Annotated in this window: 20 protein-coding genes and 3 pseudogenes; 9 read left to right on the plus strand and 14 right to left on the minus strand. The window is 60.8% G+C overall.

The genetic code is table 11. From position 1 onward, the window contains the following. Positions 1–13 precede the first annotated feature (13 nt). From K5X80_RS13240 to K5X80_RS13250, 3 genes are read left to right on the plus strand one after another with little or no spacing between them, the layout of a single operon-like run. Positions 14–544 carry a nuclear transport factor 2 family protein gene (locus K5X80_RS13240; RefSeq protein WP_222558191.1) on the plus strand — a complete coding sequence of 177 codons (531 nt, stop codon included), beginning with the start codon at positions 14–16 and terminating at the stop codon, positions 542–544. Further along, on the plus strand, positions 541–1,812 hold the full coding sequence (locus K5X80_RS13245) for a sulfotransferase family protein (protein WP_222558192.1): 1,272 nt from the start codon (positions 541–543) through the stop codon (positions 1,810–1,812). The genes K5X80_RS13240 and K5X80_RS13245 overlap by 4 nt, the downstream gene beginning before the upstream one ends. Continuing rightward, positions 1,802–2,974, plus strand: coding sequence for a DUF1214 domain-containing protein (locus tag K5X80_RS13250; RefSeq protein ID WP_222558193.1), 1,173 nt, complete (start codon positions 1,802–1,804; stop codon positions 2,972–2,974). The genes K5X80_RS13245 and K5X80_RS13250 overlap by 11 nt, the downstream gene beginning before the upstream one ends. Positions 2,975–3,148: 174 nt before the next feature. On the opposite strand, the gene K5X80_RS13255 is transcribed toward K5X80_RS13250, so the two are convergent. The 4 genes from K5X80_RS13255 to K5X80_RS13270 form a co-directional block, all read right to left on the minus strand. Continuing rightward, positions 3,149–5,464, minus strand: a complete 2,316-nt coding sequence (locus tag K5X80_RS13255) for a TonB-dependent receptor (RefSeq protein ID WP_222558194.1) — start codon at positions 5,462–5,464, stop codon at positions 3,149–3,151. Positions 5,465–5,533: 69 nt separating this feature from the next. Next, a complete protein-coding gene (locus tag K5X80_RS13260) occupies positions 5,534–6,580 on the minus strand; it encodes a tyrosine-protein phosphatase (protein WP_261390714.1) in 1,047 nt (348 codons plus the stop codon). 321 nt (positions 6,581–6,901) lie between these two features. After that, entirely contained in the window at positions 6,902–8,170 is a 1,269-nt protein-coding gene (locus tag K5X80_RS13265) for a TetR family transcriptional regulator (RefSeq protein ID WP_222558196.1), read from the minus strand. 91 nt (positions 8,171–8,261) lie between these two features. Beyond that, positions 8,262–8,987 (minus strand): META and DUF4377 domain-containing protein, encoded by a 726-nt coding sequence (locus K5X80_RS13270; RefSeq protein ID WP_222558197.1) that lies wholly within the window; start codon positions 8,985–8,987, stop codon positions 8,262–8,264. A gap of 334 nt (positions 8,988–9,321) precedes the next feature. Here K5X80_RS13270 and K5X80_RS13275 point away from each other — a divergent pair, with 334 nt between their 5' ends. From K5X80_RS13275 to K5X80_RS13290, 4 genes are read left to right on the plus strand one after another with little or no spacing between them, the layout of a single operon-like run. Next, positions 9,322–10,653: a TolC family protein gene (locus K5X80_RS13275; protein ID WP_222558198.1), complete on the plus strand. Its 1,332-nt coding sequence runs from the start codon at positions 9,322–9,324 to the stop codon at positions 10,651–10,653. Then, positions 10,650–11,690 (plus strand): HlyD family secretion protein, encoded by a 1,041-nt coding sequence (locus K5X80_RS13280; RefSeq protein WP_222558199.1) that lies wholly within the window; start codon positions 10,650–10,652, stop codon positions 11,688–11,690. Before K5X80_RS13275 ends, K5X80_RS13280 begins: the two co-directional genes overlap by 4 nt. After that, complete coding sequence (locus tag K5X80_RS13285; RefSeq protein WP_222558200.1) at positions 11,687–12,868, plus strand: ABC transporter permease; 1,182 nt, start codon at positions 11,687–11,689, stop codon at positions 12,866–12,868. Before K5X80_RS13280 ends, K5X80_RS13285 begins: the two co-directional genes overlap by 4 nt. Continuing rightward, positions 12,865–13,974, plus strand: coding sequence for an ABC transporter permease (locus tag K5X80_RS13290; RefSeq protein ID WP_222558201.1), 1,110 nt, complete (start codon positions 12,865–12,867; stop codon positions 13,972–13,974). The genes K5X80_RS13285 and K5X80_RS13290 overlap by 4 nt, the downstream gene beginning before the upstream one ends. A gap of 176 nt (positions 13,975–14,150) precedes the next feature. Here the strand turns inward: K5X80_RS13290 and K5X80_RS13295 are convergent, their stop codons facing one another. Together K5X80_RS13295 and K5X80_RS13300 are read right to left on the minus strand one after the other, a co-directional pair. Then, positions 14,151–14,810, minus strand: coding sequence for an FAD-dependent monooxygenase (locus K5X80_RS13295; RefSeq protein ID WP_222560463.1), 660 nt, complete (start codon positions 14,808–14,810; stop codon positions 14,151–14,153). A 43-nt stretch (positions 14,811–14,853) separates the two neighbouring features. Continuing rightward, complete coding sequence (locus tag K5X80_RS13300; protein WP_261390536.1) at positions 14,854–15,978, minus strand: MFS transporter; 1,125 nt, start codon at positions 15,976–15,978, stop codon at positions 14,854–14,856. A 197-nt stretch (positions 15,979–16,175) separates the two neighbouring features. Between K5X80_RS13300 and K5X80_RS13305 the strand changes: the two genes are divergently transcribed. After that, positions 16,176–17,072 carry a LysR family transcriptional regulator gene (locus K5X80_RS13305; protein WP_222558203.1) on the plus strand — a complete coding sequence of 299 codons (897 nt, stop codon included), beginning with the start codon at positions 16,176–16,178 and terminating at the stop codon, positions 17,070–17,072. An 84-nt stretch (positions 17,073–17,156) separates the two neighbouring features. Here K5X80_RS13305 and K5X80_RS13310 read toward each other — a convergent pair. Further along, positions 17,157–17,618 (minus strand): annotated as a pseudogene (locus K5X80_RS13310) (pirin family protein). A gap of 113 nt (positions 17,619–17,731) precedes the next feature. Between K5X80_RS13310 and K5X80_RS13315 the strand changes: the two are divergent. Further along, on the plus strand, positions 17,732–18,661 hold the full coding sequence (locus tag K5X80_RS13315; protein ID WP_222558204.1) for a LysR family transcriptional regulator: 930 nt from the start codon (positions 17,732–17,734) through the stop codon (positions 18,659–18,661). On the opposite strand, the gene K5X80_RS13320 is transcribed toward K5X80_RS13315, so the two are convergent. From K5X80_RS13320 to K5X80_RS13345, 7 genes and pseudogenes are all read right to left on the minus strand, one after another. Next, positions 18,658–20,016, minus strand: coding sequence for an alginate export family protein (locus K5X80_RS13320; protein ID WP_222558205.1), 1,359 nt, complete (start codon positions 20,014–20,016; stop codon positions 18,658–18,660). The genes K5X80_RS13315 and K5X80_RS13320 overlap by 4 nt on opposite strands. Next, a complete protein-coding gene (locus K5X80_RS13325) occupies positions 20,016–21,596 on the minus strand; it encodes an MFS transporter (RefSeq protein WP_222558206.1) in 1,581 nt (526 codons plus the stop codon). Before K5X80_RS13325 ends, K5X80_RS13320 begins: the two co-directional genes overlap by 1 nt. Continuing rightward, entirely contained in the window at positions 21,593–21,952 is a 360-nt protein-coding gene (locus tag K5X80_RS13330) for a DoxX family protein (protein ID WP_283249173.1), read from the minus strand. Before K5X80_RS13330 ends, K5X80_RS13325 begins: the two co-directional genes overlap by 4 nt. Positions 21,953–22,003: 51 nt before the next feature. Continuing rightward, positions 22,004–23,359 (minus strand): annotated as a pseudogene (locus tag K5X80_RS13335) (amidohydrolase family protein); the annotation flags it as partial. A 66-nt stretch (positions 23,360–23,425) separates the two neighbouring features. Then, on the minus strand, positions 23,426–24,142 hold the full coding sequence (locus K5X80_RS13340; protein ID WP_222558208.1) for an IS6 family transposase: 717 nt from the start codon (positions 24,140–24,142) through the stop codon (positions 23,426–23,428). A gap of 61 nt (positions 24,143–24,203) precedes the next feature. Then, positions 24,204–24,476 (minus strand): annotated as a pseudogene (locus tag K5X80_RS17310) (IS6 family transposase); the annotation flags it as partial. Positions 24,477–24,551: 75 nt separating this feature from the next. Further along, on the minus strand, positions 24,552–25,844 hold the full coding sequence (locus tag K5X80_RS13345; protein WP_222558209.1) for a DUF1214 domain-containing protein: 1,293 nt from the start codon (positions 25,842–25,844) through the stop codon (positions 24,552–24,554). Positions 25,845–25,872 lie beyond the last annotated feature (28 nt).

Consider the following 25,872-nt stretch of genomic DNA (forward strand, 5'->3'; position numbering starts at 1 on the left):
AACGGAGAGGATGATGAGCTATTCGCACGAGGAAGTCGTCGACACGGTCGAACGGCTGATAGAAGGGTTCAAGCAAGCCGAGGCCACCAACAGCTGGAGTTGGCTCGCCGACGCATTCTACCATCCCGATTGCATTTATGATTGCCAGTATGGCGGTGTCATGCCGGTGGTCGCCAGCGGTGTGGACGCAATCCGGGCAACCCATTATGGGCGGGACATGAGCACGGGTTGGGAAGGCTGGACCTTCCCCTATCTCGGCTATGCGGTGAACGGCGCCGACATCATCACCCACTGGCTCAACCGTGGGCCGGGCTCACGCCCTGACGGTAGCCATTACGAAACCCATGGCGTGTCCTTCATCACTTATGGCGGCAACGGGAAATTCATCCGCCAGACCGATATGTTCGACATCGGCCACCAGATGGTACTGTGCGATGAACTGGATGGGGCCGGGCTTCTGTCCGCCCAACTCAAGCGCGAATGGGTCGAACCGATGAAAGCCCGGATCGCCGCCGCCATGGCCCCGAAGGAAGCAGCGGCATGAACGACCAATCCCATTTCTGGCAAGCGCCCGACCGGCCCGATTGGCTCGCCAAGATCATCGACGAATGCCGTTTCATGGACCCGGCGGCGATCGTTCCGCTGGATGCGGACAACCTGATCCAGACGGCAATCGCGCGCACCGGCCTTTCCGACTTCGGCACCGATGATTGGCGCGAACCGTTCGATATCCTGACCCGGTCGCTCGACAAGGAAGCCGAACTGCACATCTTCGGCCGGATCATGACCCGCAACGAGCTGATCAATCTGCTTGAAGCCCGTCTGCGCGTCGAGGAGACCTATCGCCTCCACCCTGAGATCGAGGAGGAAGTGATCGAAGCGCCTGTCTTCATCACCGGACTGGGCCGCTCCGGCACATCGATCCTGTTCGAACTGTTATCGCAGGATGAGCAATTCGGCGTGCCAAGCAGCTGGGAAGCGATGTTCCCCTGCCCCCCGCCGGAGGCCGCGACTTACCGCACCGATCCGCGGGCGGAGGCTGCGCACCATCTGTTGACCCAATGGGGCCGCGCCGCACCACCCTGGCAGGCGATGCACGAAAGCGGCGGCTGGATTCCCGCCGAATGCGCGGCGGTTTACGAAGCATCCTTCCGCAGCGACAACATGCCGTCCAAGGCACCTGCTGGGGAATATAGCATGTGGCTGGCCACCGCCGACATGACTCCGGCGATGGAATACCACGCCCGCGTGCTCAAACTGCTCCAATGGCGCAATCCCCGGCGGCACTGGTTGCTCAAGGCGCCGTCGCATCTCGGCTACCTCCCAACCTTGTTCAAGGTGTTCCCTGATGCCCGGCTGATCGTGACTCACCGCGATCCCATCAAGGCGAACGCCTCGATCACCAATATGCTTGCCACGCTCTACTGGATGCGCAGCAACAAGCCGTTCAACGTGAGGGAATTCGAAGCCCTGATGACGCCCGATGCAGTCGCGGCGCGGCTGGAACGGCTGATCGACTGGATGGATGCAGGCGACATTCCCGCCGCCCAGGTTTTCGCCTCGCGTTACGCCGATCTGGTGGACGATCCGGAACAGGCGATCACGGCGCTTTACAGACGCGTGGGGCTGTCGCTGGAGGATCGGGCGCTGGCCAATATCCGCGCCTATATCGCACACAAGCCGCGCCATAAGTTCGGCGTTCATCGTTACGATGTGGGCACCGAGGCGGAGATAATCCGCCAACGCGGTCTGTTTCGCCGCTACCAGGAAACATTCGATGTTCCCGACGAGGTCGTGATCGATGCCGTCTGACGAAGAACTGCTGCGCACAGCTTGGGCGGACTTCTGCGACAACCTCAAGCAAGCGGGCGAGATCGCGTTCGATCCGGCGATGCCCGCTGCATCGCTCGACCGCACCGCCGGGCTTCGGCAAATTGCTCGCAACATCGCTCTCGCACTGCAATTCGAATTCGAGAACTGCGATCCGCTGCATCCGCAGTTGCTGCATTACTTCGACCCGATCCGGAAGCAGGGCGGAGACAATCCCGATGCGCTATATCTCGGCGCGCCAATCAACGGGCAGGATCATTATCGCATTTTCGGCCAACGCGGCAGCGCCGACTATGTGGCGATCACAGCAGTCGAAAGCGGCGGTACGCCGTTCGGCGGCAGCCCGGCGAGCATGTTGCGAGGTGACGATCTGGAACTGGGGCCGGACGGCTCTTTCGAGGTCAATATCGGCCCTGAATCTTGCGGGCCCAACTGGCTGCGCACCAGCACGCAGACTTACCGGGTGACGATCCGGCAGTTCTTCGGTGACTGGGTGAAAGAACGCCCCATGCGTGCCGCGATAGAGCATGTGGGCCCGCTTTCCGTGCGTCCGGTGCCTGGCCCTGAAACCCTTGCCGAGGGTCTGGCACGATCCTCGGAATGGCTTGCCACTTCCGTCCGGTACTGGGCGGAAATGCTCGCTCGCTGGAAGGATCAACCCGGCAGTTTCCGCACTTATGGCGAAGTCGTTACCAGCAAGGTCGATGCCACACCCGGCGGAGAGCCCGTCACCGCTTACTGGATGCTACCTCGCGATGAAGCGCTTATCGTACGGGTCACTCCGCCCAAGGTCCGCTACTGGTCGGTCGAACTAGGCAATGCCTGGTGGGAAAGCATGGATTATCGTGACCGGCTTTCCAGTACCAATCACCACTATGCCCGGCTGGAAAAGAATGGCGAACTGGTGATTGTCATTTCCCACAGCGATCCTGGCGTTCCCAACTGGCTGGATGCCTCGGGCCACTCGGAAGGCTTCATTACCTTTCGCTGGATCGGCGCGGAGCTTTCCGCAAGACCCACAATGGAACGCGTCTCGCTCGACCACCTCGGTGCCGCGCTCCGCGATTGCCAGAAAATCGAGCCCGCCGAGCGGACCGCCCAGATCGCGGAGCGCAAACTAGGGCTGCTGCAGCGCTTCGGATGAGGGAAAGGCTTCACTGGAATTGCACCTCGAACGCAGTTTGGGGCCGAGGCCACCCGTACCAATCGCGAAGGCATTCTCACCCGGCTGAACAAACCGTGCTATCGATAGGGAAGCATCCTACAATCCAGCGCTAACGTGGCCGAGAGCAGTGTCCCGGCCACGCCCCCATTGAGCTCAAAATTCAAAGCTGAGATCGAGACCGTAGGTCCGTGGCTGACGGTATGTGGCGACGATGACGGACCCCAGGTCAGTGGCGAATTCCATGTTCTTCTTGTTCATGAGATTCTGAACGAAGACGGACAGGCGTGCTTTCGAACCGCCAAGATCCAGATCGCTCAGCGACGCCCTCGCATTGACCAACCAGAACGGATCAAGCGTTACCAGCTCGTTGAGCTTTGAACTGGCGTAGGGCGACTGTGCGGTCAGACGCGTTCTACTCTGGTATGTCGCATCAAGCCGGACCGAGAAAGTTCCAACGCCAGCAATCGGCTTGCTGAACTGGCCGAAGAGCTGGCCGGTCCAGCGCGGGCGGAGCGTCGGCAGTATCTTGTCGGCGACATCCGTCCGAACGCCATTTACGACTTGGATATATTCCTTGTATTTGAAATCCGTATGGCCCAGATTCCCACCGATGGTGACCCCTTCGAACGGCACCGCCGTAACTTCGAGTTCCAATCCATTGATCTTGGCGCGACCGGCATTATCGATGATCGTCACATTGTTCTGTAGCAGAGTCACCTGAAGATTCTTGTAATCGGAGGTATAAGCGGCCGCGTTGATACGTAGCCGCCTGTCAAACAAATCTGCCTTGACCCCCACCTCATAGGAAATCAGTTCTTCCGGTTCGAAGGAAATGGCGCTCCGGATACCGCCGGCGATATACCCGGTGGCAACCTTGGCATAAGCCATAATATCGCTAGTCGGCCGATAGGTGATCGTCGCCAGCCAATCGGTGTGCTTGAACTTGCGCGTCACGGCCATTCCCGTGGGAGCCGATGAGGTCACATCTTCATAGTAGCGCTTATCCTTTGTCACGCGCGCGCCAGCGGTGAAATCGAGCTTGTCCGTGATGTGCAGCGTGCCTTGAGCGAAAGCCGCAATTGAGGCGTTCCGTGCGGCCAATGGTCTATAAGCGATGGCAATTGGCGCCGGATTGCGATCTGGCACCGTCGTGAAATTCAACCTGCTGAACAACGAAGGCATGCCATCCGAATTCTCAACAAAATAAAACGCGCCCGCCACGACATCGAGCAACGTGCTTTTGGCGGTAATCTGGAATTCGTTGGTGAATTGGCGTTGCTTCTGCGGCGTTCCTCCGATCGTCGCAAAAATCTTATACGGCCTGCCACTGCCTGCCGGGTCGAGGAGCGCATTGCCACCGCCGACATCATTGCCGCCGACATTCTCGTTAAACCCGCGCCATGCTGCGATGTTCTTGATCTCGATGTTATCGGTGACGGCATAACTCGCCGTGACACTATGTCCAAAGACGCGCAGGACATTGAGAGTCATGAGATCATTCGCAACCGCGCCGAGGCGTTTGGTGCTGACGATGTTCAAGCCCCCTAATGCAGGCTGGGCCGCATAGATAGCACGCGCGCTGTCCCCGCCGGCCCCTTCGCTGAAGCCGATCACCTGCACCGCTGCCTGGGTCGCATCGCGATCGGTGTAATCAAAACGATAATCGAGCTTGAATGGTCCGCCATTATCGAAGCGCACCGCCGCTTCCACGGCATCGACATTGCGCATTCCCAAGGTTTTTGCGGATTCGATTTTTCCGACGATACCGTTCGACCGACGAGTGAAGTCCCATTTGACGCCGGGTGTCAGGTTGCGGACCGAACCGCGTTCCTCGTCATGAAGGTAGGTGACCGCCGCTGAGAAGCCGTTCCATTCGGGCGTATCAAGCCGCGCGCGCAAGCGGCGGCCATGATAGTTGCTGATGGACATATCGAGTTTCGCGGCAAGTTCACCCCGCGGCCCCTTGGTCAGGATATTAATCGCCCCACCCGTGGAATTGCGACCGAACAACGTCCCCTGCGGGCCACGCAAAACTTCGATCCGCTCGATTTCGGCAAGGTCGAACAGCGAGCCATTCGCTCGGCCGAGATAGACATTGTTGATATAAAGCGTGATGCCTGAATCGACGGTAATACCCGTCGATCCGCTGGTGACCCCGCGCATGGAAACGGTGGGGAGATTTGCGCTGCCGGGCTGTCGCGTAACAATCAATCCAGGTGCAAGTGCCGAAATATCGCGAATATCCGAGACTCGGGCGTCCTCCAGAGCCTGGCTTGAAAGCGCCGTCACCGCCACCGGCACAACCTGCAGATTTTCCGCCTGCTTTTGCGCGGTGACGATGATTTCCTCAAGATGCGTACCCCGCGCTGGTTCAGCGCCGCTGTTGACTTGCGCATGCGCGGTCAGCGGTAGAAATACGCCTCCTAGCAACAGCGCGGCACGAGCACGAACTACGGTATCCTTTCTCATAGCACTCCCCCTCCATATGCTTGATTGAATCGTCCTTGATCTCCTGCCGGGACAATTGTCGGCTGCGTCTTATTCTTCCCGATTCACGAGAAAGCGGCGTTTGAGCTTCGCAATCTCTTCGTCGTTCAGCCCGAGACCGGAGCGCAGATAATTGGCGAATGTGCCATATCGCTGCTCGACCTCGTCGAAGGCGGCGGCAAGATATTGCGGTTCGGCCCGCTGCAGCGGGACATATGCCGTGCCAAGTTTCTCGACATTGGCCGCGATATCGGCCGCCCGGTACTCGTTGCTGAGAAGGTAATCCCGGTAGATCGTTTCGCGAGGAACCCCAAGCAACGTCAGCAAGGCCGCTGCGGCCCAGCCCGCCCGATCTTTTCCAGCGGTACAATGAAACAGGACGGGGCCGGCGGTGTCGTCTGCAAGTATTCGAAACATATCGCCGTAGGCCCGCCGCGCGGAGGGCGATGACACCATCATCCGGTTGAGCCGTATCAGAACTTCATTCGCGCGGCCCGTCTCGATCAACGACTGCACGTCACCCATCTCATCGGAGGTATTGGCGAACACGTCGGCAACGACATAGCGTACCCGGTCAGGCAAATCGTCCGGCTCGGTCTTGCGCTCATCGACATGCCGCAGATCGACGACAGTCGTGACGTTCAACTTCTCAAGGGCTAATCGATCGGCGGTCTCGAGATGCGACAATTCGCTTGACCGCAGAGCGACACCCATCCGAACCCAGTTTCCATCCTCCGTTCGGTATCCGCCAACATCCCGAAGGTTTGCCAGATTAGGACGGGAGAGATTGCGGTCTGCGATAACGATCGCGGGCCCACAATCCGGAGTAAGGCGAAAGAAGGTGCGCTTGCCTTCTGCCGAAAGAGGGGCCAGAAACTCTCCAGCGGGGCCACCCACGCCAAGCAACCCGCCACCCCTTCCATCGGGGTTCTCCCCGGCTTCGATCGCGACGCGGGTAACGCCCGTCGTGGCCCACCGAACGAGATATCCTTGATCGTTACGAACAACTTCGGCTGATGAGAAGCGTGAGCCAAGTTCGTGTTTCGCCTCGACTGCCGGACATGGTTCACTAGCGACCGCGGGCGTTGCGGCAACCACGCCGCTCAATGGCAGCGTCCAAAACACAACCAACCGGCAAACACATTTATTCGGCTTCAGCCCCCTTACAATCATGCATCGTCCTCCCGGCCTTGCACATCCAGCAAGGGCGTCACCAAATTATAGATATGAATGACCTATAATAGGTATATGTGACATATACATGAGTCAAGACAGCCACACGCAGGTCTTGAAACGGATATATTTCGTTTAATTATAGAATTTTATATCATTAAATCGTACACTCTTTGCCGTCATAGTTGCCCAAGGCAACATCGGACAAGCACATAGAATCAGCACCCTCGCGCTGTGCGGATGGGCTCAATATTCCGGCGTAGCAGACAAGCCCAGTCGAGCACGCACATCCGCCGCACGTCGACGCAGAAGGTGCGCGCTTTCAGCACCTGAAAGACAAGCTTCAGCGAGCAGACCGGCCCCGGCGAGCCAAACCGAGAATATATGGCGATCAAAATCTTCGGGCTGCAGGCGCAAGTTATGAGGATCGTGCCGCCAGAAATGCCCGCCGCGCATTAAGCGAATGCGCCACGAGTGGGATTGAAATCCAGGCTCTACTGCGGCTGCGGCTAGGGCCTGAAATGACAGCAAATGCGCCCTGACTCCGGCGATCTCGGCCATCACCAGGGATAGGGCTGGATCCGGTTCGTCAGCCAGACGCCGCCCATCCCACGCGGCGCGCCGATGAATGAGCCGGTAAACACCATAGAATATATGGGCGCTCGTCGGGTGATGGTGGGAAACCACCGAAATCGATGTGCCGACTTTGGCGGCCAAGGCACGGTATGTCATTGCAGACAATCCGCCCTCCGCAAACAGTTCAACGGCTGCTTCGAGCAATCGGATTTGCATATCCGAGGGCCTGCCTGCGCGGTTCGGACGTGGAGCCGTCTCGCCCGCGATGACGGGCGCCAAGCGGTGATTTTCTTCCTCGAACCACACCGGCACCTCTGTCGGTGACGCCTGCGCCAAAGCCCTTTGCAGCACTTCCTTGTTGATCAGAGATACACTCGGGATGCCCGCGCAGCCGATCGAAAGTAATTCAAGCCCGACACAGAGTTCGGTAACAAACCGTCGGTCTTGCGAAGACGAAACCAGGGCGCCCATCTCCTTCAGCCTTGCCGCAGTCCAGAGACGCGCTGCGGATCGGTCACCTCCCTGCCGGGCAATGTGGGCTAGGGCCGTAAGTTCGCCAATGGTTTTCCCAATATGCAAGCCAAGTCTGAGATTCAGACGCGCGCCCACCTGCTCTGCCACCATCGCCGGCCTGCGCTTCGCTACCGTCGACAGTGGTGAGCCGATTTCAGCATCTTCATCACAAGGTGATCGCCGAAGTGTCTGTTCGCATGCTTCCCGAAGCAGGGCGGAGAGAGCGCTGAAGTGATACTGCACCGTAGGCAGCTTGATCCCTGCCTCTTTCGCCACCGCTCTCATCGAGAGACCGCGAACGCCATCTCTCTCAAGAAGCTTGACCGCGGCAAGCAACACTCGTTCTCGACCGCTTAAGGCCGCACCCTCACGCAGGCCACCTTGTGATTTCGGACCTATTTTCTTCGTAGACACTCGAATGGGCATGCGACGACTTACAGCCTACATGACGAAGGATGCAATCACCGTGAATGATCAAGGCTTGAATAAGCCCGACTTACGGCAGGGTCAGAAAATCTTACTGTTCGACCAAGCGTTGCTCGACAATTTGATCGAGGGTCCAGCGGATCGATGAGGCATCAGCAGGGGGATTCTCAACCTTTTCCTCGATGATCCGCAGCCGGTACGCGACCCCGGGCTGCGGGTCGAAATCGACGATCCCGCCATAGTGGAGCTGCCAGGCATCGCTTTCCTTCTCGCGAACCTGCAAGCAGGTCATCGGTGCCACGCCGGTGCAAGGCCGGGTTTCGGACGAGACATAGATGAATTTCCGCGGCGCATCGGCGGCGGGTTTGTGCGCAGCGCGATAGGTGAGCGTCGTCCCCTTCGCGGTACGCAGGACAAGCCGATCGCCGCTGATCCTGTAGCGCGTGACCTGCGCAAGGCTATCGACATAGGCGTGTTCAACAGACATCGCGGGCTCGGGGCATGCCATCTGGGTGCGAACGAGCCCGCCTTTCCCATCACCGAAGCGGAGCTTGCTGCCCGTAACCTTGAATGCGCCGCCAACCCTGTTGCATCCGGTGCTACTCGAAAAGCGACCGCTTTTATCAAAGTCGAGACGCAGCGGCTGGCCCTGCGGCACGTCGCCACCGCTCCATTCCACGAGGTCCCAGTGCTGTGCCGCAAGCGACGACACAGCCTTTACCGGCCCGGCGGACGGTATGGCCGCGTGAGCACCGGTGGCGGCAAACATGGCGGCAAATGCAATCGTAACAGCACCGGCACGGCGATAGACAGACATTGCAAGCTCCTTTGTTCAGATTGAGCGCGCATCTGAACCCACGATGTTGAATTATGCCTGTGCTCTCCGTTGTCTGGACGAAAGGAAACTTGGCGCGACCGAGAATCCTGCCCACCCCGCCATCTCACACATGCATCACGTTCCCCAACCCGGATTGACGAGCGAAGAAAAGTGACACCGCTATGCAGAAAGGAGGTGGAGACCTCGCCCGATATTGTGCGCGTTCCGATGTATTCTCCTGAAACCTGTTGCCATTTTTTTGCTATCTGCTTTCATCTGGAGTGGTTGCAAAGGCGGCGCGATGTCGGTTCGAGCTATATTGATCGCTGGTGGCATGCTCGCTTCGGTATCCGCGTGGGCACAGGAAACCGGGTCAATTGCCCTCGACTATAGAGCAGCAGAGCATCGCCTTCTCGAGCGATCCGACGCGCTTGCCGCCTCGGATGCGAATGTCCAGAGCAAAGAGGCTCAGGCCGGCGCCACCCGCTCTCTAGGGCGACCTGAGGTCGACTTCGAAGCCCAATTGCTCGATTACCAAAAAACCCTCTATTTGCCGCTGGGATCACTGGCACCCGTGGCGGAGGCCTTCGGCATTCGCGATCCTCTGCGCTTTCGCAGACGTGAAACCGCCGTCAGGCCCATCGTCACCGCCACGCTGCCTCTCTACACCGGTGGCCTGATTGCCGGCACCAAGGCGGGCGCCCGCGCTCAGCTCGATCAGGCCCGCGCCGAACAAAGAGGCGCAGCAGACAAGGCGCGGCTGCAGCTCGTCCAAGCCTATTACGGCCAGCAGCTCGCCGAACAGGCGCTCGGCGTACGGCGCGACGTGCTTGCGGGCCTCGATCGCCATCTTGCCGACGCTCTAAAACTTGAGCGCGAACAGTTCATCAGCAAAGCACAGCGGCTGCAGGCCCAAGTTGCCCGCGATGACGCCGCTCGCGAGTTCGAAAGGGCGGTGGCTGATCTTGCCACCGCCAACGCGGTCCTCGCCGGCCTGCTGCGCGCGCCTGAAGGCGTACGTCCCATTACCCCACTCTTTGTCCTCCCGCAGCGGCTGGAATCGCTCGAAAATTACAAGGCGGCCGCGCTTAGTGCCCACCCCGAACTCGAACGGCTTCGCGCGCTCGAAGCGCAAGCTCAAGCCGGAGTGACGATCGAAAGATCGAAACAGCGGCCGACCGTCGCCGGCTTCGGCCAGTACAATTTCGATCGGCGGGATTCCTTGCTGACCGATCCCGATTGGACCGTCGGCATCAGCCTGCGCTACAAGATCGCGTCCGGAATGGGGCGAAATCAGGCGGTCGAGGCAGCCCGCCAGACCGTGCGCCAGGCCGATGCCGGGCTGCGCGAGGCGGGCGTCCAGATCGAGATCGGCGTCGCAAAGGCCTGGAACGACGCCGAAGCGGCCCGCTCACGCTTTCTCCTGCTCGATAGCGCAATCGAATCCGCGAGGGAGAATCTGCGACTTCAGCGCCTTTCCTATCGCGAACAGCAGGCGACATCGCTCGACGTCATCGACGCGGAGCTGGGCATGGGCCGGGTTCGCGTACAACGGGCACAGGCGGCCTACGACTATGTGCTGGCCCTCGCCCAACTCCTCGAACTCAGCGGGCAAATTGAACAGATGGCCGACTATGCCGCACGCGCCGACAGGGTAATGCCATGACCGAAGCAATCGACACGGCCAGCGATCTCACCCCCGATCAGGCTCCGACGCCCCCCAGCGCCGGACGTCGCAAACAGCTCTTGGCCATCGGCGCGGCAATCATCCTGTTTCTGGGGCTCGGTCTCTGGCTCGCTTATCGCCCGGTCCCCGATCAAATTCAGGGCATGGTGAGCGCCCATGAGGTGCGGGTCACGAGCAAAGTGACGGGGCGGATCGCGGCTTTCCATGTCGAGGAAGGGCAACCGGTGACGGCAGGCCAGCTTCTCTATACTATCGAAAGCCCCGAGGTATCGGCCAAAACCGAACAGGCCGGAGGTGCCCTCGCTTCCGCCGAAGCGATGTCCGACAAGGCCCGAAACGGCGCACGCATCGAAGATATTCGCGCAGCCGAAGCGCAGTGGCGGCGAGCGGACGCAGCCGCCGCACTCGCGGAAACGACTTATCAGCGTACGCAGCGCCTTGCCAAGGAAGGCGTTCTTGCAGGGCAGAAGCGGGACGAAGCCCGTACCAATGCAATCGCATCGCGCGAGGCGGCGAAGGCAGCGCGCGCGCAATATGACCAGGCGCTCGCCGGTGCTCGCGCCGAAGACCAGGCCGCGGCGGGCGGGCAGCTACAACAGGCGCGTGGCATCGCAGCCGAAGTCGCCGCGGCCGCCGCCGAAACCCGAATATCCGCCCCCATGGCCGGTGAGATCGGCCGCCGCCTTGCCCAGCCCGGCGAGCTGGTTCCACAGGGCTTTCCCGTTTTCATGCTCACCGATGTGGCGCATCCCTGGGTCACGCTCAATCTGCGCGAAGATCAGCTGCAAGGCTTGGCCAGAGGCAAGAAGCTGAATGGAACCGTGCCCGCGCTCCGTGATCAGCGGGCCGAGTTTCGAGTAACTTTTCTAGCTCCGGCCGGCGATTTCGCAACCTGGCGGGCGACGCGCCAATCCAGCGGGTTCGATATCAAGAGCTTCGAGGTCCGCGTCGTTCCGGTCGTGCCCATCAAAGGGCTGAAGCCCGGCATGACCGTGCTGTTCGACTGGCCGCAATGAAGCCGCAGCAAAGACCGGTGTCGGGATTTTGGCAAGGCTGGCGCCGGGAAATCGGCTTTCTCCGATCCAGCTTTCCTGACCTGTCGCTGATTAGCTGGATTCCGCTTCTGCTGATGGCTGTCGTGGCAATCCAGATGTCCGCCGGAGTCATGCGCCAGTTACCGATCGCGGTGATAGACGAGGACGGCACCGCCATTGCGCGCGAATTGATCCGACGCCTCGACGCTGCGCCCGGGCTTCGCGTCGCCGCACGGTCCGCCGATATGCAGGATGCCGAGCAGGCGGTCCGGAGCAGGACTGTCTATGCCATTCTCCTCATTCCGCGCGATACCGAACGGGCCATCCTGCGCGGCGAAACGGGAAACCTCACCGTCTTCTACAATGCCAGCTATTCGACGCCTTCGGGCGCCGCATTGCGCGAGGTCGGCAATGTTGTCCAGGCCTATGCCGGCCGTCTCGCCGCCGAGCAGTCCGCGATACTTCAGCCCGGCAAGGTTCGCCCGCCGCCGGTCGCCGCGCAATCGACCATCCTTTTCAATCCGCAGGGCAGCTACGAGCTGCAGCTCGTTGCGCTGATCCATCCCGCCTTGCTCCACCTGATTTTCATGGTAGCGGTCGCGAGCGCACTCGGCCGCGAACTGCGTGACGGCACGATCGGACCTTGGCTGGCCGATTCATCGCGTGCCATTGCAGCGTCGGCGATCGCCGGAAAACTGGCGGTCTATTTTACCGTCTTCATGGCCTGGGGTCTTCTTGCCACTACCTACCTCGCCGGGCTGCGCGGATGGACGATCCAGGGCAGCTTCCTCCTGCTGATGGCCGGGTATGCGGCAATGTTCCTCGCCTATATCGGTGTCACCTTGCTTGTCACGGGACTGACTCTTTCAATGAGCAAGGCCCTGTCGATTTCAGGCCTCTATGCGGGTGCTTCTTTCGCTTTTGCAGGAGCGATTTTCCCGATTGAGTCCGCTTCGCGGTTTGCGCAACTGTGGAGCGCCCTCTTGCCCTATTCCAGCTTCACCGCGCTGTTCAGCGAACAATGGGTGATGGGGGCGCCAGCTTCTGTATCGATCCCGCATATAATGCCCCTCCTCGCTTTCCTGCTCGTCGGAGCGGCCATCGGCCTGCCGCGCTATATCGCCGCCGCACGCATGCCCGCCACCTGGGGGCGGCGATGATCGGTCAGGCTTATCTTGCAACCTTCCGTACAATCCTTGCGGACAAGACCGCATTGCTTCTCCTGATCGGATCGGCAATCCTCTATTCCTTCTTCTATCCCAGCGCCTATTCGGGCGAGGTTCCGAGCCGGATCGCCATTGCCGTGGTCGACATGGACCGTTCGGGCAGCAGCCGATCGCTCATCCACAAATTGTCGGCGCTGCAACAAGCCGAAGTCGTGGCCCGGCCTGGATCGCCCCAGAAGGCGCTGGAACAGCTCGAGCGCCGCAAAATCAGCGCCATCGTGCTCATTCCGGAAGGCTTCGAACAGCATATAGTGCGCGGCGAACAAGGCACCGTCGCGCTCTATGGCAACGGCGCCTATCTACTCCGCAGTAGCACGGCCCTTGCCGGCATTGGCGCAGCTATCGGCAGCCTTGGGCGCGAGGCTGCCACGAGCCAGGCGATGGCGATCGGCGCACCGGCCCAGCCCGCCCTCTCCCTGATCCAGCGTCCGCTCTTCAACACACGCGAGGGGTATGGCAGCGCAGTGTTCCCCGGGGTCACTTTTCTCATCATCCACCAGACCCTGCTCATGGGCCTTGCGTTGCTTGCCGCTACGATGCGTGAGCGGCAAGGACCCCTCGCCTACAGCCTGAAAGGACTGCTTGGTATTGCCCTCGCGTTCTTCACGGTCGGATGTGTCAACGTCGCCTATTATACCGGCTTCGTCTTCTGGTTTCAGGACATGCCGCGAGCCGCAGGCCATATCGGGTCGCTCGCGATTGCAACGGCCCTGTTCGTTGCAGCCACGGTCACCGCAGCTCTGGCGTTGGCAAGTATATTCACGGTCCGCGAACGTCCGATCCAACTCTGGATCATCACCTCGCTGCCGATTTTCTTTCTCGCCGGCCTTTCATGGCCCGTCGAAGCCACACCGGGCTGGCTTGCGGCGTTCGCCCGCCTGCTTCCCACCACGCCAGGCATTCATCTGATGGTGGGCATCAACCAGATGGGCGCATCGCTCACGGAACAGAAAGGCGAACTGCTCAATCTCGCAGCGTTGACGCTGCTTTATGGCATTATCGCAGTCATGCGCTACCACCCCAAAAGGACAGCGATTTGACGGCGAAACCTTCAGTCTAACCCAACCGCTCTTCAAATCGCGGATTTCTGTGGGGCATCACCCCGCCCTACACATCCCCGTCATTCGATCAATCGGTACAACCTTCCGACAGCATCGTCAGTTGCTATAACGCAGTTGCACATGGCGCTTGCGTTGCTTCCCACCATATGAGGTCATCAGCCTGGGCACTTTGCCGGTGAGATCGCCTGCGGGGACAGATAGCCCAGCATATGGGAACCTTGCGTGTCGTAGAAGGCAAAACGGTCGAAGAGCTGCGCGGCCGCCTCATCGGGAATGGTCAGTTCGGGCACAAGCCCGCGCCATGTGGCGTAGCCGACATAGGCGGGGTGAGAATTTTCCCCCGCCACAGCACTGCGCACGATCGAGCCGATGCCGTCGGCGCCGATCACAAGGTCGGCATGCTCTTCGCCGCCATCTGCAAAATGCACCGTGGCGCCAGTCGCATCCTGCGTCACCGCAACGATCTTCCGTCCGCCGATATATCGCTCATCCGGCAGTAGGTTCCGGAAGCTGCGGAACAGCATGTCCCAGGAAAGCTGCATCTGGGGCGTTTGCTGGCGGCGGACGATCTGGCCCGCGCGATCAAAAAAGACGCGCGCCTGCGCGGTGGCGCGGATATGAGCAAGACGGGCAAACCCGGCTACATGCAACATCCTGAAAACTTCGCGCTGGGCGACGAGCCCGGCGCCACGTCCTTCGAGACCGTGGACGGACCGCTCATAGACAGTCGCGTCAAATCCGGCGCGGTGGAGCAAGGTTGCGGCAAACAACCCGCCGAGCGAACCACCGACGATAATGATACGGAAACCTTTCATGTCGATTTTCTCCAGGGATTCTTCGTGAGAGATCGAGCGGTGGTCAATTCGCGTGCCGGCGCCCGGCCTTGAACTGAAGGATCGTCGCGATGGCGGAAAAGCCGATGCCAAGGGTGCTGACTGCCAGCCATCCGCCGCCGTTCCAGACCAGCATGGATGCGGCAGACCCCAGCGCGCCGCCGAGAAACATCGATCCCATCAGCACCGTGTTAAGGCGCGCCCGCGCATCCGGGTGCAGCGCGAAGACGATATGCTGGTTCGAGACAAGAGCGCCCTGCACCCCGAAATCAAGCAGGATGACCCCGACGACAAGACCGATCAGGGAACCCCAGGCACCGAGTATGATCCAGGACACGAGGGTCACGGCCGCGCTAAGCATCACGGCGCCTGTCGCGCCATGCTTGTCGGCGAAGCGACCGGCGAGCGGAGCCGCCAGAATGCCGACCGTGCCGAGCAGACCGAACAGCCCGACAATATCCGCCCCCATGCCGAAAGCCGGCTGATCGAGACGAAAGGCCAGGACAGTCCAGAAGACGGAGAAGGCAGCGAACAGTGCCGCCTGCGTCAGCGCGGCCAGGCGCAGGGCCGGAAACTCGCTCCAAAGATGGCCGATGGAGCGTAGGAGGTGACGATAGGGCAATTTCGAATCCGGCGCGCTGTGCGGCAGAAGCACCGCCATCAGTCCGGCTGCGGCCAGAGCAATCGGCGCGGCCAGCCAGAACATGTCACGCCATCCCCCATTCGCCGCGACGAAGCCGGCCACCGTACGGCTGAGCAGAATGCCGGCGAGCAGGCCCGCCATGACCGTGCCGACGACCGCACCGCGCCGCTCCGGCGTCGCCAGATGGGCAGCGAAGGGCACGATCTGCTGAGCGACCGTCGACAGCAGCCCGATCGCCAGCGAAGCGAGAAGGAGGGACAGCGCATTTGGCGCCACGGCCGCAAGCCCGAGCGCGACCGCCAGCAGGACGAACTGCGCCACGATCAACCGGCGTCGTTCGATGACATCGCCAAGGGGGACCAAAAGAAACAGGCCGAGCGCGTAACCAAGCTGGGTCGCCGTCGGGATCGCCGAGGTAAAAGGGCCGGGCAGATCCTGTTCGATAATCGCGAGCATGGGCTGGTTGTAATAAATGTTGGCCACCGCGATCCCGGCCGCCCCCGCCATGGCGAAAGTCGATGCGAAACCGAAGGCTGCACCGGAACCGGTATTTCCATCTGCGATATGTGCCGCCATGTGCCGTCTCCCTACCCCTCCGGTTAGCGCCGGGAGGGCAAAATGCGTCCGATGCAGGGAAGATAAACTGACGGCGTATTTGTTATAGTGGTGTAGATTGATAGGTTCGTATATCGATATTCGTTACAATGAACTTTGATGCGCTGAACTTGCTAATCGAGACCACAACCGCCGGGAGTCTGGCGGAAGCGGCACGCCGATTGCGGCTTTCGCCGATGAAGGCCACGCGCCTGATCTCCGCACTGGAAGAGGAACTAGGCACGCGCCTGCTTCATCGCACCACACGAGCGTTGTCGCTAACCGACGATGGACGCGCCTTCCTGCCGCACGCCAGAGCGCTTATCGAAGAGCGATCGGCGGCGTTGGCGAGCGTGCGAGGTGCGGGTGCCGGCCCCACAGGTCTGCTGCGGATCAGCGCGTCCCTGGCGTTCGGTCGACAGGTGATTGCGCCGCTCGCCGTGGAGTTCATGCAAAACTGGCCCGACGCGCAGATCGATCTGAGGCTGTCGGACACGGTCGTCGATATCGTGGCGGAGGGTATCGACCTGGCGATCCGCATCGCGGAACTGCGCGACAGCGAATTGATCGCACGCCGGATAGCCGACAATCCACGTCTTCTCGTGGCGGCCCCATCCTATATCGAACGCTTTGGGACGCCTGCATCGCTACAGGATCTGGAACGGCACGAGTGCCTGACCAACAACGCCACGACGCACTGGCCCTTCCGGTTGAAATCGGAAAGCCGCGCGATCAGAATCAAAGGCCGGTTCACGGCCAATTCCATAGATGCGATCCATGAGGCCTGTCGCGGCGGGCTTGGGATCGCCTGTCTCTCCGACTGGGACGTGGCGGCCGATCTCAGGAGCGGGGCGCTCCGCGTAATTGCGATCGAGGATGCAACAATCGAGCCTCTCGCGATCTGGGCGGTCTATGCGAGCCGCCATATGGTTCCGGCAAAGGTCCGCTTCTTTATCGATGCTCTGGCCCGGAAACTGAATCGGCAAGATCAGCACGCTCCATCCTGAGCAGGCATTGCAATTCTTAATGCCAACAAGTTGAGCCCCCCACCATCCGCATCCTCGCGGCCCGGATGGTGGGGGTCAGTCGTCTTATGCAGCATCGACAAGCACGATTTCGCTATCCTCGGTTGCAGCGATCAAGATCGCTGATCGCCGCGCCATCGCGCGCGTTAACGCGCACGCCCTCTATCTCCACCGCGCCGGTGGCGGGCACGAGATAGCCCTTGCGATCCTCCAGATGTATTTCGAATGGCGGATGCCGGTGCCCGCGCTCATCACCTGCACATCGCCCGCTTCGGTGCGGCCTTTTTTGCCCAGACTGTCCTGGTGCGTGATCGCGCCTTCGCGGACATAGGTGATGATTTCCATGTCCCGGTGGGGATGCGGGGGAAAGCCGGTCTGCGGCGCGATGGCATCGTCGTTCCACATCCGCAGGTTACCCCAGTGGATGCGGTCCGGATCGTGATAGCCGGCGAACGAGAAATGATGATGGGCATCGAGCCAGCCATGATTGGCCGCGCCAAGGCTGGCGAAAGGACGAAGTTCGATCATTGTCGGTCTCCAGTCGCGCACCGGAAGCGGTCGCTGATGGAGCCAATTTAGGAGTTGCAGACCCTCTTTACGAATGGGATAAAATCCATCCAATCATTCGAGGAAGTGGAATAGTGGGCAATCCAGGCACCCCGACCTTCGACCAGTTGCACATATTCCTCGCTATCGTCGATACAGGCAGTTTCACGGCTGCGGGACGCCGATTGAATCGCGCGGTTTCCGTAATCAGCTACGGCATCGCAAATCTTGAAGCGCAGCTCGGACTCGCGCTGTTCGAGCGTGAGGGAACACGTAAGCCGCAACTCACCGTTGCGGGCCGCGCGCTGCTCGCCGAAGCGCGGGCGATTTCGATGGGGATCGACGGCCTGCGCGCTAAGGTGAAGGGACTGCTCGACGGGCTTGAAGCGGAAGTCGATCTGGCGGTTGATGTGATGCTGCCCGCCGACCGGCTGGGAAAAGTCTTGCGCGCCTTCGCCGTCGAATTCCCGACGGTTCAGCTCCGCCTACATGTCGAAGCGCTCGGAGCGATCACAGCGATGATCCTCGACCGCAAAGCGATCATCGGTATCTCGGGCCCGCTCGCGGCGGGCGTGGACGGGGTGGAATGCGTCGCGGCAGGCTCAATCCCGATGGTCCCAGTCGCGGCGCCCGACCATCCGCTCGGACTAATGGAGCGCATCGCACCGGGAGCGGGACGCGACTATACCCAGCTTGTTCTCACCGACCGCTCACGCTTCACCGAAGGTCGCGACTATTCGGTGATGAGCCCCAAGACGTGGCGCCTTGCCGACCTGGGCGCCAAGCATGCGCTGCTGCGTGAAGGGATCGGCTGGGGGAATATGCCGCTGCCGATGGTCGAGCCTGATCTCAGCGCAGGCACGCTTGTCCAGCTTGCAATGCCCGATCATCCGGGCGGCACCTACCGCTTCGCGGGCGTATGGCGCCGCGATGCGCCGCCCGGACCGGCAGCATCGTGGTTGCTCAAACAGTTCGTTGAACTCGGCAGCCAGGACGCCGAGATCGCCGGAATGATCGACCTTTAGAATTTCGCCATCGCTTCGAGGCCAAGCATCCGAATGGTGTGGGCCGAGCCAGTTTCGCGAATGAAGGCGCCGGGCCGAAAGGCGGAGAGCGAAGCGGTGAAGGACAGTATCTCACTGGCCTGCCAACCCGCGGAAATCTCGATCTGATCGCCGATGTGGCGCGCCCGGCTCTCGCCTGCAGGACGGATCAGCCCGCCGGGGACATCGTAAATGCCGTCACCACGATTTTGCCGCCAGAAACGCGCAGCGACTAGCTCGACGGTTACTCCAGGCCCAAGATCGAAATCAACGCTCGGGTGGAGGTTCATGATGTTGCGTGGACCGATCGGCGACAGTTCGCCGAAATATTTGCCTTTGGGAAAGAGCGCATTGAAGGTGCCGAGCTTTCCATCGGTAGAGTCGCGGTCGCCGCTCGCGATATTGGCGCGAAGGCGAAGCCGGGGTTGGAACCGCGCATCTGGAAAGCGCCATGCGGTTTCGGTCGCGATGGACCAGGCGTGGATCGGGTTCCCATCGTAACGGCCGCGCTGAAGCATCGCTTCCCAGTTCCAGCCCAGATTGTCACGCTTGCCGAAGAAGCGGAGACCGAACGTGTCGCGCTTCTCGCGCCCCACGCGTCCGACAAAGCGCGCTTCCTCATTCTCATAACCGAGCCAGTAGGCGTCCAGACCCAGGCTGTCCCCCGGCGTGACCGTGGCATAGATTCCATCGAGATTGCGGGTTCTGGATGTCCGATCATCGAAATCGCCGCCGCCAATCGCCACCGGGCGAAGATGAAATGCGTCGATCCGCAGCGGACCATGTTCGGCAATCACGCGGAAACCGTCAAAGGCTTGCGGAATATTGGGCCCATAGCGGATGCCAACGAGGCGTTCAGAACCGAGCGCCATCAATTCGCGCCCGCCGCGCAGCGTCAAACTAGTGTCGCCACCAAGCCCGATGCGAATGTCTGCGAAGCCTTGCAACAGATCAATTCCGGTCTCATCGGCGGGTCCCTTCCCGGCACCAACACCACGAGCATAGCCGGCAATGCCCTGAACGAAGGCGCGCACCGGGCCGGCGTGAAGATCGGCATGCGGCATGACACGCAGCCAGAGATAACCATCGTCAGGCGCAGGCGGATCACCCCAGAGATTGTTATCGAACCCCTCGTACCGTGCCCGCGCTTCGCCGCCAAGCGTCAGATAGACATCGTCTTGCGCCCCGATCGGGACGTATTTGGCCTGCCGCCAACCGCTCTGGCCGGTGCCATGCAGCACTGACCAATCCTCATCATAACGCAGATTGGTCTGCTCGACCTCCTGCGCTTGCGCGCAGAAAGGAATGAGCGCTGCCAGGAGGAACGGCAGACGCATCAGCGGCGGGTGACGAAATGGCGAACGACCGGCGGCGTCTCACCTGTATGAAAGGCCACGAGCGCATCCTGCTGCACACGGTCAGCGTTGGTAACGCGATCATGCTGGCGCAGATGCTCGAGCCAGCTTTCGACGGTGAAAGTCTCGACGACCGTTCCCGGCTGGGCAGTGTCCTCATAAACGCCCCAGTGGATCGCGCCATCGCGGCGGCGGATACGGCGCATCTCCTGCATTGCGGCGAAGAAATCGGAGACCTTGGCGGGATCGATGCGATATTCAATCGTCACCAGCACAGGGCCACTGTCATGCTCGACATCCCCATCGACCAGCGGCGTCGGCCAATGCGCCGAGGGCGCAAGATCGAGGGTGCTCGCACGGTCGAGCGGGAAACGCCATGCGAGGACAAGTCCGGCAACGGCAAGCAACGCCGCGGCCGCGATCAGGGTCGATGGTACACCGATGCGCGAGGCAACCGAACCCCAGAGCGCCGAACCTCCCGCCATTGATCCCTGGAAGACGAGCAGATAGATCGCAAGCGCGCGGGCCTTGACCCAGCCCGGCGAAGTCGCCTGCGCGCCTCCGTTGAGCGATGCCATCATCGCGATCCACGCAAGCCCCGCCACAAACAGTGCCGCCGAAGCCGTCCAGAAGTCGCCTGCCAGCGACAGGGCCGCCATCGCGGCTGCAAGCAGGATCGAGGCGGCAAGCGTGATCTCATTGGCGCCCATCCGTCCCCGCAGCTTCGGCATCAGCATCGCACCGCTGATCGCGCCGAGACCCATGAAGGTCAGCAGTCCGCCATAGCCTGCCGGGCCAAGCCCAAGGTCGCGCCGCGCGATGATCGGGAGCAACGCCCACAGCCCGCTGGCAAAGACGAAGAAGCCCACTGAGCGAATGAGCACGACCTGCAATTCGGGCGCGCGCATCGCGTAACGCAGCCCGGCATGCATCGCCCCGATCATATGTTCGGCAGGCAGGTGGCGTTCGGGAATCGCGCGGCGCCAGCGAACAAGCACGATGACGACACCGACGACGGACAGCGCATTGACTGCAAAGACAGCCGCCGGCCCGGACGCCGCGATGATGACACCGCCAAGCGCCGGGCCAATCGCGCGCGCGATGTTCACACCCAGCGAGTTAAGCGCGACGGCCTGCTGCAGTGCCTTGGGCGGCACGAGTTCTGGAACGATCGCCTGAAACGCCGGGGCGGAGAATGCCGCGCCGACCGCGATCAACGCGGTGAAGACCAGCAGCACCCATGCGGTCGTAAAGCCGGAAAGAGTGATGGCAGCGAGCCCGGCTGCACCGATCAGTCCGAAAAGCTGCGCACCCATCAGCAGGCGGCGACGGTCGACAATATCGGCGAGCGCGCCGGCAGGCAGCGCCAACGCGAACATGGGGAAAGTCGTCGCCGCCTGAACCAGCGCGACCATCAGCGGATCGGGAGACAGCGAGGTCATCAGCCAACCCGCGCCGACATCGTGCATCCAGGTGCCGACATTCGATACGATGGTGGCGATCCACAATGCGCGGAACATCGGGCTGGCGAGCGGACGTTCGGAAGCTGTCTTCGTCGTCATGCTTTTTCCTCCCGGAGGATCGCCGCGATCATCAACCCGCCGATCAGGCCGACATGTTCGAGGAAAGTATTGCGCTCATGAAACCGCGTCACCGGATCGGCGATTTCCCAGAATGGATGTGCGATCAGTGTCGCGACCGCGGTGAAAACGCCGAGCGCGCCCGCCCCTAGCCACGCTTTGCGGCCTAGAATAATCAGCAGCGAGCCACCGATCTGGACAAGAATCGTTGCTGCGACGGCAAGGATTGCGGGTTCGAGCCCAAAATGCCGCACCTCGCCAAGCGCGCCGGAAAAGTCGGTGAATTTGGCGATGCCGCTCGTCCAGTAAGGTAGGGTGAGAAGTGTCGCAGCCAACACCGCGAAGCGATCGTCGCCGAGCAGTCGAGCGATAGGAGCTGGGGTCATGGCTCAGACCGCCCAGCAACCACAACCGAGCGCACCCCAGAAGCTCTGGACGTCGGCAACGGGGACACTCGTTCCAAGGGCTGCGGCATGGTCATGGCCGTGGACACCACATCCATTGTCGCAGCCGCAGGCCGCCGCCATTTTCTGCGCGTCTTCAGGTCGCCGATAATGGCCGCCGAAGGTCGCGACAGGCGACCAATCCGGCATCGCCTTGGGCAGCGCCGGGGCGATGGGGCCATAATCGCCCTCGCCATGTACGACCTTGCCGCCAAGGATGGTGAGAACCGAGCGCAGATGCGCGATCTCGCTTTCCGCAACGCTGAAATAATCATCCGACAACAGCGCAAGATCGGCGAGCTGGCCTGCCTTAATCTGCCCTTTCTTACCCACCTCGTTGGAGAACCATGTGTTCTTTTCAGTCCACAGGCGCAGCGCGGTTTCACGGTCCATCCGATTACGGACCGGGTAGAGCGTCGCGCCACCGACCGTCTTGCCGGTGACAAGCCACGACAGCGAAACCCACGGGTTATGGCTCGCCACGCGGGTCGCGTCGGTGCCCGCGCCGACAGGCAGGCCCGCTTCCATCATCCGCTTGATCGGCGGGGTGGCCTCGGCCGCCTTCGCGCCATAGCGGTCAATGAAATATTCGCCCTGGAACGCCATGCGATGCTGCACCGCTATGCCCCCGCCAAGCGCGGCGATGCGATCTATATTGCGCTCGCTGATCGTCTCGGCATGGTCGAAAAACCAATTGAGGCCAGTGAGCGGAATGTCCCGGTTCACCTTCTCGAACACATCGAGCGCGCGGCCGATCGTCTGGTCATAGGTGGCGTGCAACCGCCATGGCCAGCGCCGCTCGGCCAGCAGACGTATGACAGGTTCAAGGTCGCTTTCCATGTTTGCGGGCATGTCGGGCCGCGCGACGCGGAAATCCTCAAAATCCGCCGCCGAATAGACGAGCATCTCGCCAGCGCCATTGTGGCGGTAGGTGTCGTCGCCATCACCGGGCTTCACCTGGGTCGACCAGGTGGCGAAATCCTTCAGTTCCTCCTTCGGTTTCTGCGTGAAGAGATTATAGGCGATGCGCAGCGTCAGTTCGCCGTCCCGGTGTAGCTTCTCAATGATCTCATAATCGTCGGGATAATTCTGATAGCCGCCGCCCGCATCGATTACGCTTGTCACACCAAGGCCATTCAGTTCGCGCATGAAATGGCGCGTGGAGTTGAGCTGATATTCGGGCGGCAGCTTCGGGCCCTTGGCAAGCGTCGCATAGAGGATCGTCGCATTGGGCTGTGCCAGCAGTAGGCCAGTCGGATTGCCTGCCGCATCACGCACAATCTCGCCGCCCGATGGATTAGGCGGGTGCTGTCAGTCGGATGCGAACTGCTCTCCGTTCGGCAGAATCCGGTCTTTGAGAGGGAAGCATCAGGCCATGAGGGTTTGCCACTCAGCTAAGGCAGCTGAGCGGCGGGCCTTGTAAGTCTGTCTGTCGACGAGATGACGCTCCTGGCTGAAATGGTTGTGAACGTTGGCATGGACCGAGGCGAACTTCTGTAATGACTTCATCTGTCGAAATCGCAGCATCGCTCGCTCTCGCCGCCGGAACGGCAAATGGCTGTTCTCCACCCGGTTGTTCGCGTAGCGGCCAACCTCCTGCTTCTGTTCGCAGCCAAGATCTTTCATCGCAGCCTTGTAGGAACGAAGCCCATCGGTGGTGATGGCCTCCACTGTCCCGTGGCGCTTGAGCGTCCTCTTCATGAAACGCAAAGCCGCGGCTTTGTCCCGGGTCTTCGTGACGTAGCTCTCGAGGATCTCTCCCTCGTGATCGACCGCGCGCCATAGGTACACCATCTCACCATTCAACTTCACGTACATCTCGTCGAGATGCCAGCGCCAGTGTCTGAAACCCCGCATCCGGCTGGCTCGCTGCCGACGGATGTCAGCAGCAAACAAAGGCCCGAACCGGTTCCACCACAGCCGCACGGTTTCATGGCACAGGTCGATCCCACGCTCGAACAGCAGATCTTCGACATTCCGCAGCGATAGCGGAAAGCGTACGTAGAGCATCACCACCATCCGGATGACCTCCGGTGAGGAGTGGAAGTATCGGAATGGATTGGCTGGTTTGCGAGGGCGGGACATCGCCCAGCCCTACGCATCCCCCCTCATTCACGCAATCGGTGCAATCTTTCTGACAGCACCCATAGGCCTCATCAAGATGCCATTTCCAATGGCGGAAACCGCGCATCCGGCTGACCCGCTGCCTGCGCATATGAGCTGCGAACAGCGGACCAAACCTGTTCCACCACAGCCCCACAGTTTCATAACACAAGTCGATGCCTCGCTCGAAAAGCAGGTCCTCGACATTCCGCAACGACAGCGGAAACCGCACATAGAGCATCACGACCATCCGGATGACCTCTGGCGAAGAGTGAAAATACCGGGACAGATTGGTTAGTTTGCAAGGACGGGGCATCGCCCCGCCCTACGCATCCCCCCTCATTCGAGCGATCAGGCAGTTGGCCTGGCAAAACCCGGAGCAAGAGCATCATCAATTGTCATATCGAAGCTGTACATGGCGTCTACGCTCGGAAAGCTCGCGCTTACGATGCTCCTGGGAAACTTGCGGCGTATCTTTTGGCAGCATCGATTTCAGTTGGTCGAGCTTGATCTTCTGAGCGGTCGGATATCTCTTCGGTTCGAACACCTTCTCCGTCATTCCATCGAACCGCAGGAGGAGAACCCCTCGTTTGCGACTATAGGTATCCAGCCAGTTGGGAACGCCGGGATCGATTGCCGTCACGACATAGTAATAAGAACCGTCGCTGCTCCTGTAGGACTGATCCCCGGTCAGGCTGGTCTGGCGGTTGCCGTATTCGAGTGACGAGAACCAAGGATCCGCCAGTTGGATGCCCTGGTAGTTTCCGCTCATTGGCCAGGTTCGGACGATCAAGGCTTCGTCCGGGGCCAAGTCGAAGTTGCCGCTGACCATAAAGCGGCCAGGCACGCCCCCCAATGCCCCAGGATCGCTTGGCTGGCTGATCGTATTCGGCGGCAGGGAAAGATAGCGATTGCCGACCATCGAAGGCCAGACCTTCACATGCCGTTCGAGATCCGCAGCCGCACGGCGAAGCCGGTTAGCCATGATTTGGTCGGTCAGGACAGGCTTGAGTTCGCCCTCATGCCCGACCCGGTCAATGTGCACGTCGCCCGGTACCTCATTTTTCCAGTCGCTGAATATCTGGCGCACAAGAATCTGGTTGCCATCGGCCGGATTCTCCAGCCAGTTACCTTCACGCCGTTCAGGGGAAACCCAAACCTCGAAGCTACCATCGCTTGCCACCTTGAGATTATCCGAACTCAGAAAACCGGCTGCACGTCCCCCGTTGGGAACGAAGGGATCACCCGCATAGACCTGAAAATCGAGTCTGCGCTCTTTTCCGATTTTGCCCCATATACGATATGTCTGACCTCCGTTGATCAATGACATCAGATAGCGCTGATCAGGATTGTCGCCACCTTCGCGAATGCGATGATCGAGCACCCGGAAGTAGGGGAAATCGGGATCGAAGATCACATCCTCTTCGATCCGGGCCACCATCATGCTGGTGAGGTAGGCGTAGGCCGCGGCGCGGTTCTCTGGTTCTGCATAGAAGGGATGCTGGCGCAGAAACGAGGTGAGTTTACCGAGGGTGCCGGTAAATTCGTCCCAAGCGGCCGCCAGATCCTTCCCATCCGCCACGCCGGCCGTAGTCGCCGCCGCCGGTTCCGTCGCCTGCAGCACGGCCGGTGCGCAGAGAGCCGAGCCAGCAAGGAAGAAGGGCAATATTGTCTTGAACTTCATTTCCATTCCTCTCTCTTGCCCCGATCCA

It is taken from the genome of Caenibius sp. WL, assembly GCF_019803445.1.
In the GTDB taxonomy this organism is placed as follows: Bacteria; Pseudomonadota; Alphaproteobacteria; order Sphingomonadales; family Sphingomonadaceae; genus Caenibius.